Annotated in this window: 8 protein-coding genes; 1 reads left to right on the top strand and 7 read right to left on the bottom strand. The window is 69.2% G+C overall.

Going from position 1 to position 10,290, the window contains the following annotated elements; translation table 11 throughout:
- Window positions 1-206 precede the first annotated feature (206 nt).
- Window positions 207-956: an SDR family oxidoreductase gene (locus tag NLI01S_RS08870; RefSeq protein ID WP_067602107.1), complete on the top strand. Its 750-nt coding sequence runs from the start codon at window positions 207-209 to the stop codon at window positions 954-956.
- 48 nt (window positions 957-1,004) lie between these two features.
- Here the strand turns inward: NLI01S_RS08870 and NLI01S_RS08865 are convergent, their stop codons facing one another.
- From NLI01S_RS08865 to NLI01S_RS08835, 7 genes are all read right to left on the bottom strand, one after another.
- Window positions 1,005-1,892 (bottom strand): alpha/beta hydrolase fold domain-containing protein, encoded by an 888-nt coding sequence (locus NLI01S_RS08865; RefSeq protein ID WP_190318401.1) that lies wholly within the window; start codon window positions 1,890-1,892, stop codon window positions 1,005-1,007.
- A 159-nt stretch (window positions 1,893-2,051) separates the two neighbouring features.
- Window positions 2,052-3,176: a glutamate 5-kinase gene (gene proB, locus NLI01S_RS08860; protein ID WP_190318405.1), complete on the bottom strand. Its 1,125-nt coding sequence runs from the start codon at window positions 3,174-3,176 to the stop codon at window positions 2,052-2,054.
- Window positions 3,177-3,313: 137 nt separating this feature from the next.
- Entirely contained in the window at window positions 3,314-4,678 is a 1,365-nt protein-coding gene (obgE, locus tag NLI01S_RS08855; RefSeq protein WP_067602104.1) for a GTPase ObgE, read from the bottom strand.
- Between the two features lie 159 nt (window positions 4,679-4,837).
- Window positions 4,838-5,095 carry a 50S ribosomal protein L27 gene (gene rpmA, locus NLI01S_RS08850; RefSeq protein ID WP_067602101.1) on the bottom strand — a complete coding sequence of 86 codons (258 nt, stop codon included), beginning with the start codon at window positions 5,093-5,095 and terminating at the stop codon, window positions 4,838-4,840.
- Window positions 5,096-5,108: 13 nt separating this feature from the next.
- Window positions 5,109-5,420, bottom strand: coding sequence for a 50S ribosomal protein L21 (rplU, locus tag NLI01S_RS08845; RefSeq protein ID WP_067602098.1), 312 nt, complete (start codon window positions 5,418-5,420; stop codon window positions 5,109-5,111).
- 273 nt (window positions 5,421-5,693) lie between these two features.
- Entirely contained in the window at window positions 5,694-8,861 is a 3,168-nt protein-coding gene (locus NLI01S_RS08840; RefSeq protein WP_067602094.1) for an Rne/Rng family ribonuclease, read from the bottom strand.
- 163 nt (window positions 8,862-9,024) lie between these two features.
- Window positions 9,025-9,804, bottom strand: coding sequence for a TIGR03936 family radical SAM-associated protein (locus NLI01S_RS08835; RefSeq protein ID WP_067602092.1), 780 nt, complete (start codon window positions 9,802-9,804; stop codon window positions 9,025-9,027).
- Window positions 9,805-10,290 lie beyond the last annotated feature (486 nt).

The raw sequence follows: 10,290 nt of genomic DNA, 5'->3' as shown, positions 1-10,290 counted from the left end.
GAGGCGTATCGGGCGGTCGTGGTCACTCGGGGGGATCCGACTCCGGCAGGACACGCGGGACGCGGACGCGGTGGCCCGCCTCGGTCGCGCCACCGACCCGGATCGTAGTGTCGACGCCATGGACTCGGCCCGCCCCCGGTGCTCGACATCGCGTGGAAGCTCGACCGGGGCGGATCCACCACCAAGAGCGGCACGGAGAAACGCACATGAGCAAGGGAACGATCCTGATCACCGGGGCATCAGCGGGCCTGGGCGCGGAGATGGCACGCCGGTTCGCCTCCCTCGGCTACGACCTGGGCCTGTGCGCCCGGCGCACGGAGAGGATGGACTCGCTCAGGGACGAGATCGTGACCGCGTGTCCCGACCGCCGGGTGGTGCTCAAGGCACTGGACGTCACCGACGACGAGGCGGTCTTCCGGGTCTTCGGGGAGTTCGCGGCCGAGTTCGGCACGGTGGACCGGGTCATCGTCAACGCGGGGCTGGGCAAGGGTGCCGCGCTCGGCAGTGGCCGCTACGACGCCAACCGGCGGACGGCCATGACCAACTTCGTGGGGGCGCTGGCCCAGTCGGAGGCAGCCATGGAGATCTTCCGTGCGCAGGGCCACGGCCACCTGGTACTGATCTCCTCGATGTCGGCCCTGCGCGGCATGCGCAAGGCCATGACCGTCTACGCCGCCACCAAGGCGGGTGTGGCCGCCATCGCCGAGGGTCTGCGTTCCGAGCGCGTCCCCGGTCTGGACGTGTCGGTCATCTATCCGGGCTACATCCGCTCGGAGATGAACGAGCACGTTCGACAGAAGACCAGGTTCATGGTGGAGACCGAGGTGGGCGTGCGTTCCATGGTGGCCGCCATCGAGAAGCGCAGGGTCAAGGCGTACGTCCCCGCGTGGCCATGGGTGCCGATCGGTTTCCTGATGAAGCGCCTGCCCTTGCCCGTGGTCAGGAGGCTGTCCTGAGCGACGGCCACGGCGCCCCGCCCACCGAACGCTTCCCCCGAGGGTGTTTCAGAGTTCCTCGACGGTCCGCATGATCCGCGCCCGCGCCTGACCCCCTTCGGGGATGGGGAGCAACGGGTGGATGTGGAGCGCCCCCTCCTCCTCGAACAGACGTACCTCTCCCCCGGCCCGGGTCACCTGCTCGTACAACCGGCGGGTGTCGGGCCAGAGCAGGTCGCGGGTGCCGATGTACAGGTCCATGGGCGGTAGGCCCGCCACCGGCCCATAGATGGGGCTCAGCCGGGGTTCGGTCAGGTCGTCGCCGCCCGCCCACTCCTTGGCGGCCTCCAGGAGCCCGACCGGGTTGAGCCAGGGGTCGGCCCCCTCCACCTCCAGGATGTCGGGGTTGGACATCGTCAGGTCGAGCCAAGGAGAGATCAGGACCAATCTCGTCGGGGCGGGCAGGGCGATCTCCGGCAGGGTCTGTGCCAGGGCCAGGGCGAGCCCTCCGCCCGCGGAGTCCCCGGCCAGCAACGTGCGCGTCGGATCGACGTCCACCAGCAGCTCCCGGTACACCTCGTGCAGGAACCCGAAGGCCTCCCGGTAGGTGTGTTCGGGGGCCAGCCCGTAGATCGGCACCTCCACCCGGCACCCGGCGTCGACCATGCGCGAGATCAGGACCCCGTGCCAGCCGGAGATCTCGCTGACGTAGGTGCCGCCGTGCAGGTACAGCACGGCCTTCTCCGGTTCCCTCACGCCGCGGGGACGCACGGTGAAGGTGGAGAAGCCACCGACCCGTCGACGCGTGATCCAGTGCCGTCGGGTGAGCCAGTGCGGAGCGGACGGTTCTTCCTTGGGCTCGTTCATCCACTCACGAGCGCCCTCCACCGATCCCATGGGGCCCTTGCGCGCCACCCGCAACCCCAACGCCAACAGGTGGGTCACCAGACTCGACATGGGTGTCACCCTCCTCAGGACATCTTGCCCCGACCCTTTCACGGACCGACGACGGTATTTGGAAGGGGCGTACACGGCAGGAAGAGATCTCGGGCACTTCGATCCGACCCCGCAGAGGAGCACCGGGTCGTCGGCCCCACGGCTCCGCACGGTCCCGCTCTAGAGCACCACGAGGTCGTCGCGGTGGACCAGCTCGCGTTCGTAAGTGGGTCCCATCTCACGGGCCAACCACCGAGTGGAGCGACCCATCAGGTCGGGGACCTCGGCGGCGTCGTAGTTGACCAGCCCCCGAGCGACCAGGGCGCCCGACTCGTCGCGCAGATCGACCGGATCGCCGGCGCTGAACTCGCCGTGCGCCTTGACCACACCGGCGGGCAGCAACGACGCCTTCTCCTCTACCACCGCCTTCACCGCTCCCGGGTCCAGGACCAGGCTCCCCCGACCGGCGGTGGCGTGCGCCAGCCACAACTGGCGAGCGGAGGGGCGGCGGCCGTCGGCCGGAGCGAAGAACGTGCCCACCCTCGCCCCCTCCAGGGCGGCCCGTGCGTTGGTCGCCGAGGTCAGCACGGTGTGCACTCCGGCCTCGGTGGCGATGCGCGCCGAGTCCACCTTGGTGACCATGCCACCGGTACCGACACCGCGTTTTCCGCTGCTGCCGATGTCGATGCCGTCGAGGTCCGCCCGGCTACGGACCAGGTGGACCACCGAGGTTCCCTCGTCGGCCGGGTTCCCGTCGTAGAGGGCGTCCACGTCCGAGAGCAGTACGAGCGCGTCGGCGCGCATCAGGTGGGCGACCAGGGCGGCCAGGCGGTCGTTGTCGCCGAATCGGATCTCGTGGGTGGCCACGGTGTCGTTCTCGTTGACGATCGGCACGGCACCGATGTCGAGCAGTCGGCGCAGGGTCCGCTGGGCGTTGCGGTGCTGCACGCGCCGCATCATGTCCTCGACGGTGAGCAGGACCTGGGCCGCGGTGAGTCCGTGTCCGGCGAGTTCGGCGGTGTAGGAGGCCACCAACAGCCCCTGGCCGACACTGGCGGCGGCCTGCTGGGAGGCCAGGTCACGAGGGCGCCGGGCCATGCCCAACGGGCTCATTCCGGCCGCGACCGCGCCGGAGGAGACCAGGATCACCTCCTGGCCGAGGGCGCGGCGCGCGGCCAGTACCTCGACCAGGTCCCGGATACGGCCGGCGTCGATGAGTCCGTCGGGGGTGGTCAACGAGGAGGACCCCACCTTGACCACGACCCTGCGGGCCTGGGCCACGGAACGGCGACCGGCCGCCTCCATGGGTTCGACGTGTTGGTTCGGGGTGTCTGGGCTGTGCACCACGAGGGACTTTCCATCCGTGGCACGGCGCCCCTCCGGACGCCGTGCGCTTGCCTGTATGGGTTCGGCTGGTGTGGAGCGGTCGGTCCCCGCGCGGGTCAGCCCAGCCGGGCGTCGGTGCCGCGCGGGCCGGACGGGACGACCTCGGCGTCGAGCGAGTCGTCCCAGTCGAAGACCACCGAGTCCTCTTCTGTGCCGATGCGCACCTCGGCCCCCTGTGTGGCGCCGGCCTTGGCCAGTGCCGCCTCGATACCGAGCCGGTTGAGTCGTTCGGCCAGGTAGCCGACGGCCTCGTCGTTGGAGAAGTCGGTCTGGCGCACCCAACGGGCCGGCTTGTCGCCACGCACCCGGAAGGTGTTGTTCCCCAGCGGGACCACCTCGAAGGGCGTGTCACCGATGAGCTTGGGCCGCAGCACGATGCGGGTGGGCTCGGCCGCCGGTTCGCTCTGTCGCGCGGCGGCGACCTGCTCACCGAGGGCGTAGGAGAGTTCGCGCAGGCCCTCACGGGAGGCCGCGGACAGCTCCATGACCTTGTAGCCGCGCTCCTCCAGCATGGGACGGACCATGTCGGCGAGCTCGCGGGCGTCGGGCACGTCCACCTTGTTCAGAGCGACCACGCGCGGCCGGTCGGACAGGTCGACCCCGGTCTGTTCCCCGTAGGCGGCCAGTTCGGCCTCCAGGGCCTCCAGGTCGGTGACCGGGTCACGGCCGGGCTCGAAGGTGGCGCAGTCCAGCACGTGCAACAGGGTGGAGCAACGCTCGATGTGGCGCAGGAACTCCAAGCCCAGGCCCTTGCCGTCGCTGGCGCCGGGGATGAGCCCGGGCACGTCGGCGATGACGTACTGGACCGTGCCCGCCTCCACCACGCCCAGGTTCGGGATGAGGGTGGTGAACGGATAGTCGGCGATCTTGGGCCGGGCCGCGGACATGGCCGCGATCAGCGAGGACTTACCGGCGCTGGGGAAGCCCACCAGACCCACGTCGGCGATGGTCTTCATCTCCAGGCGCACGTCGACGGCCTCCCCCTCCTCACCCTTGAGGGCGAAGCCGGGGGCCTTGCGCTTCTTGGAGGCCAGCGCGGCGTTACCGAGACCGCCGTTGCCGCCCTGGGCCAGCACCAGACGGGTTCCGTGACCCACCAGGTCGGCGATGACCTCGCCGTCCGTCCTGGTGACCACGGTGCCGTCGGGCACGGTCAGGACCATGTGCTCGCCGTTGGCCCCGGCCCGGTGACCGCCCTGGCCGGGCGTCCCGTTCTCAGCGGTGCGGTGCGGTCTGCGCTGGTAGTCCAGCAGGGTCGCGGTCTGGGTGTCGACCTCCAGGACGATGTCGCCGCCCCGGCCGCCGTTCCCACCGTCCGGTCCACCCAGCGGTTTGAACTTCTCACGGTGCACGGAGGCGCAGCCATGCCCGCCGTTCCCGGCCTTGACGTGCAAGACCGCCTCGTCGACGAAGTCAGGCATTGCTCTCCCCGTAACTCGTGGGGCCACCGCCTCCTGGCGGGGCCGTGATGCGACGTGCCACCCGCGCTATGCGCCGTCCGCAAAGGGACTCCTTAGTGACAACGCGAAGGGCGGGCCAGTGTTCCCTGGCCCGCCCCGAAGAAACCGTCGCGGCTCGACCTAGACGGCGGCCGGGACGATGTTCACGGCCTTGCGGCCGCGGAAGTTACCGAACTTGACCTCACCGTCGACCAGGGCGAACAGCGTGTCGTCGCCACCGCGACCCACGTTGGCGCCCGGGTGGAACTTGGTGCCCCGCTGGCGAATGAGGATCTCGCCGGCGGAAACGGCCTGGCCACCGAAGCGCTTCACGCCGAGGCGCTGGGCATTCGAGTCGCGACCGTTCTTAGTGGACGAAGCGCCCTTCTTGCTTGCCATTTCTCCAGGCCTCCTACTTCGCCGCGATACCGGTAACGCGCACCTGGGTGTGCTTCTGGCGGTGACCCTGGCGCTTCTTGTAACCGGTCTTGTTCTTGTACTTCATGATGTTGATCTTGGGGCCCTTGGTCTCACCGAGGACCTCGGCGGTGACCGTGTAGCCGCTCAGCTTGTTCGCCTCGCTGACCACGTTGTCACCGTCGACCACAAGGATGGGCTGCCACGTAAGGGTGGCACCGGTCTCCTCGGGGACCCTGTCGATGTTCAGGACGTCGTCGACAGACACCTTCTCCTGTCGGCCGCCCGCTCGCACGATCGCGTACACCGGGGAACTCTCTTCCTGCTCGCTCAACGAAAAATGCGCTCACTGATGACCGTGATGCCACGATCCACGAATCGCCTGTAGCGGGGCGTGGGGATCTGAGGGAAACAAACCCACCTGGTGGAGAGCACTGCGGTCTCGGGGCGCGCGAACACTTGGGGCGCGCCGACGCACCGTCCATCAGATTACCATTGCCCTGGTACAGACCCGCACAGTCGGTCCGGTCCGGACCCGGTCGTCACCGGATCCGGACCGAATTCTCATCCCGCCTCGACCTCAGTCCGCGTCGACGGCGGAACCACCGGCCGGTGAGGTCACCGTCGTCTTGGTCCGCCGGGTGCGGCGACGCTTGGGCCGTTCGGTGGCGCCTTCGGCGTCATCGTCGGCGGGACTCGGGGTGGCGTCGGCCGATTCGGACTCGTCGCCGTCCGCCGTCGCCCGCTCACCCTCACCGCCGTCGGCCTCTGCGGCCTTGCGGGTGGTGGTGCGCCGGCGGGTCCTCTTGGCCGGGGCCTCGGCGACCTCGGCAGAAGCCTCCTGCGTCTCGGCGGCGGCACCGGCCTCCTGGGGAGCCTCCGCGGTCTCCTCGGCGGCCTTCTTCGCCTTGGACGCGCGCTTGCGGGTCCTCTTTACGGGGGTCTCCTCGGCCGTCCCGTCCGAACCCGCGGTGTCGTCCTGGTCGGCGTTCACGGTCGGCTCGCCGGTCTCCGCCACCGTGTCGGTCTGCTCGCCCTTGGCGGCCTTACGGCTCCGAGTGCGCCTGGCGGGCTTGTCGTCCTTCCCCGCGGTGTCCTCGGCGACCTCGGTGGGACGGTCGACCTGATCGTCCTCGGCCGCGGGCCGTTCGGCCTTCTCGTCCTTGGCGGGCTGCTCGGACTTCTCCGACCTGTCGCCCTTGTCGCCGGATGCGTCGGACGCGGACTCGGAGTCCCCCTTGCCCTTCTTCTTCTTGCGACCGTTGCCGTTGCCGTTACCGTTGCCACCGCCGTTGCCGCCGCCCTTGTTCTCCACCGGCTCGGAGGAGATCACCAGGCCACGGCCGTTGCAGTGGTCACAGTTGTGCGAGAACGCCTCCAGCAGCCCCTGGCCGACCCTCTTACGAGTCATCTGGACCAGTCCGAGCGAAGTGACCTCGGCCACCTGATGCTTGGTGCGGTCCCGGGACAGGCACTCCAGCATCCGACGCAGCACCAGGTCACGGTTGGATTCCAGCACCATGTCGATGAAGTCGATGACGATGATGCCGCCGATGTCGCGCAGCCGCAGCTGGCGGACGATCTCCTCGGCCGCTTCGAGGTTGTTCTTGGTGACCGTCTCTTCGAGGTTGCCGCCCTGACCGGTGAACTTGCCGGTGTTGACGTCGACCACGGTCATGGCCTCGGTCCGGTCGATGATCAGCGAACCACCGCTGGGCAGCCACACCTTGCGCTCGAGGCCCTTGTTGATCTGCTCGTCGATCCGGTACGCGGAGAAGACGTCCCGGTCCTCGGTCCAGTGCGAGAGCCGCTCGGCGAGGTGGGGCGCCACGTAGTCGACGTACTCGTGGACGGTGTTCCAGGCCTCGTCACCGGAGACGACCAGACTGGAGAAGTCCTCGTTGAACACGTCACGGACGACCCGGATCGTCAGGTCCGGCTCGCTGTTGAGCAGGGACGGGGAGCTCGCCGACTTGGACTTGCGCTTGATGGAGTCCCACTGCTTGGCCAGGCGCGTGATGTCGCGCTCCAGCTCCTCCTCGCTGGCGCCCTCGGCCGCGGTGCGCACGATCACGCCGGCGCCGGAGGGCATCACCTTCTTGAGGATCTGCTTGAGGCGGGCACGCTCCTTGTCGGGGAGCTTGCGGCTGATACCGGTCATCGAACCACCGGGCACGTACACCAGGTAGCGGCCGGGCAGACTGATCTGGCTGGTCAGGCGGGCGCCCTTGTGCCCGACCGGGTCCTTGGTGACCTGCACCAGGACGGACTGGCCGGACTTGAGCACCGATTCGATCCGCTTGGGCTGCCCCTCCAGACCGAAGGAGTCCCAGTTGACCTCACCCGCGTACAGGACGGCGTTGCGGCCCTTGCCGATGTCGACGAAGGCGGCCTCCATCGACGGCAGCACGTTCTGCACTCGGCCCAGGTACACGTTGCCCACGTAGGAGCGGTGCGTGGCACGGTCGACGTAGTGCTCGACGAGGACGTCGTCCTCCAGGGTGGCGATCTGGGTGCGGTCGCCGATGTTGCGGATCACCAGGTCGCGCTTGACCGCCTCACGGCGGGCCAGGAACTCCGACTCGGTGACGATCGGGGCGCGGCGTCGGCCCTGCTCGCGACCTTCGCGGCGGCGCTGCTTCTTGGCCTCCAGGCGTGTGGAACCGCGGACCGCCTGGACCTCGTCCTCGATGGGACGTTCCTGGCGGGGCTCGCGCACCTTGACCACGGTGTTGGGCGGGTCGTCCGAGGTGCTCTCGCCGCTTCCGGACGAACCGGAGCCCGAACCGGAGCGACGGCGACGCCGACGGCGCCGACGGCTCCCCCCGTTCTCACCCTCGTCGTCGGAGTCGTCATCGGAGTCGGCGGACGACTCGTCGTGTCCTTTGTCGTCCCCGGCGTCGGAACCCTTGGTGTCCTTGTGGCGCTCTTTGTCGGTGTCCTCGACGGAGTCGAAGTCCTCACCACCGTTGTCCTCGGGCCCGCGTGACCGACCACGGCCACGACCGCCCCGGCGACGGCGCCGGCGGCTGGGACGCTCCTCGGAGCCGGTCTCCTCCGCAGGGGCCTGAGCCTCGCTCTCGGAGTCCTCGTCGGGCTCCTCTTCCTCGACCCGGACGACCTTGCGGGTCTTGGCCGGGACGTTCTGCTGAGCGACCGGAGGTTGGAAGAGCATGCCTCCGGGCGGGGAGAAGAGGGAGCCGGAGGTGCCGGGGGTGTTCTCCTCGGTCTCCTCTTCCTCGACCGCTTCCGGGGCGGGTGCCTCGACGGTCCTGGGTGCGCGCGAGCGCGCTCGGGAGCGGGTGCGTCCGCGGGGGGCGCTTTCCTCGGCGCCGCCCTTCCCGTCATCGCCGGAGTTCCCCCTGGGGGCGTTCTTGTCGGCCGAACCGCGGGAAGCGTCGTCGTCCTCGGAGGCCACCCGGGTGCGTCGACCACCGGTGGCGGCGGGGACGTCCGCGGGCCGGCCCGCGGCACGGACCGTGCGCCTGCGCACCGGCGTGGGCGAAGAGGTCTTGACCGTTCCGCCCTCACCCGAACCGGCGAGCTTGGTGCTCGGCGTGGTCGGTGGCGTGAAGACGTCGTCGGGTTCGGGGGGTGGTCCGGCGGCGCGGCGAGCACCCTTGGTGGGCGCGGGCGTGGTCACCCGAACCCCGCCGTTCCCCACCGGGGGTGTCCCCACCGTGTCCTCGGTTGTTTCAGTTGTACCCGCGGTGCCGTCGGCACCGCTCTTGGGCTCGTTGTCGAGCATCCGGGCGGTCTCCCGTCAAAGTTCTCGGGCGCGCCGTCGGGCCGCGTACGGTCCGACGCTGCGGCTCACGAGAACTGTCGTCGCTGTGTCGGCGCCGGCGGCACCAGGGTGTCGCCGGGGCAAAGTCCTGTGGTTTCGCCCATGTACCCCGCGTTGGGATCGCTCATGGGCGCGATCCCGTCATGGACGACGGCCGTGGTGCTCGGGTGCGTCGATCATTCGTCTCATCGTGTGCGGACCCGGTGCTCTTTGTGGTGTGAGCTTCGGGTCGGTCCGCGTCGAACGGGTCGGCGATCGCACCTGTCACCTCGTCCAGCGGCCCCTGCGCCAGCCGGGTCATCGTGGGTGATGACGGCGGCGCGAGGTCGGCCACGTGGCGAAGGCCGGTCAATACGTCGTCTGGTCGGACAGCAGGTGTCGTGTGCCGTACGACCATTCGAAGTATGGCATATGTCGTGTGTCGCTCCCCTGGGGCGCGCCCATGGAGACCGTCGCACACGTCGATATCGAGTACGGCCGAGCGGATGTCGAAGCGGCGTCGGCCCTTCTTCGTCATCCGTTCCACCTCGACGCTTTCGGCGGCCAGAAAGTCGGCCACCGCCTTGGCGGCGTCGCCGGGGTCGACGTCCGTCATCTCCACGCGCCATACGGAGGCCTGGAGCCGGTCGGCCAGGCCCGTCATCCGAGCCTCGACGACCTCGAGCACGTCGATCCCGTCGGGCATGGCCGCGTCGATCGCGTCCCTGACCTGATCGGGTCGGCACTCCTCGGCCATGGTGAGCTCGAGATACTCCGCCTCACTGGCGACCCCTGTGGGAGCCGCACCCGTGTAGGAGATCTTGGGATGTGGTGAGAAACCGGCGGAGAACGCCACGGGTAGGGAGGCCCTGCGTAGAGCTCTCTCCAAGGCCCGGGCGATGTCACGGTGACTCGCGAATCGCATGCGTCCGCGTTTGGCGTAGCGGACTCGGAGTCGTTGGCCGGGTTTGGCGGTGGAGGGTGAGGTGGTGCCCTCGTGTGCGGGGGGCAGCTCAACTCCTTTCCTCATGCCCCCTCTGTGCGGGCCGTCGGTGGCGACCCGAAAGGGGCTGTTCCTCGTCCTGTTCAGCGTACGGTGCGCCGTGGTGCACATGCGCCGGCAGGACTGCACGTACCGGTTCCTGCCCCGTTGACCTGGAATCGAAAAGTCTCGAACAGATCCCGAGGGGTCCTTCGAACCGGCGTCCACCACCTGAACACGGAGGGCCGGAAAAAAAATCCAAAGAAAACCCGCAACCGATGGCAACCCACCGGCACCCCCGCGAGTCTTACTTTACGTACGGCCCGGCGCGAGCGGGGCGCCGGGCCGTACACCTTCCTCCCCGGGCGTTCCGGCCTCACGCAAGCGCGACACGGACACAGCGAACGCGAGCGCGCCGCAGGACGAAGA

The organism is Nocardiopsis listeri NBRC 13360, from assembly GCF_001570765.1.
GTDB lineage: Bacteria > Actinomycetota > Actinomycetes > Streptosporangiales > Streptosporangiaceae > Nocardiopsis > Nocardiopsis listeri.
The sequence above is the reverse complement of the archived record's forward strand: the minus strand, read 5'-3'. Positions and strand labels throughout refer to the sequence as shown.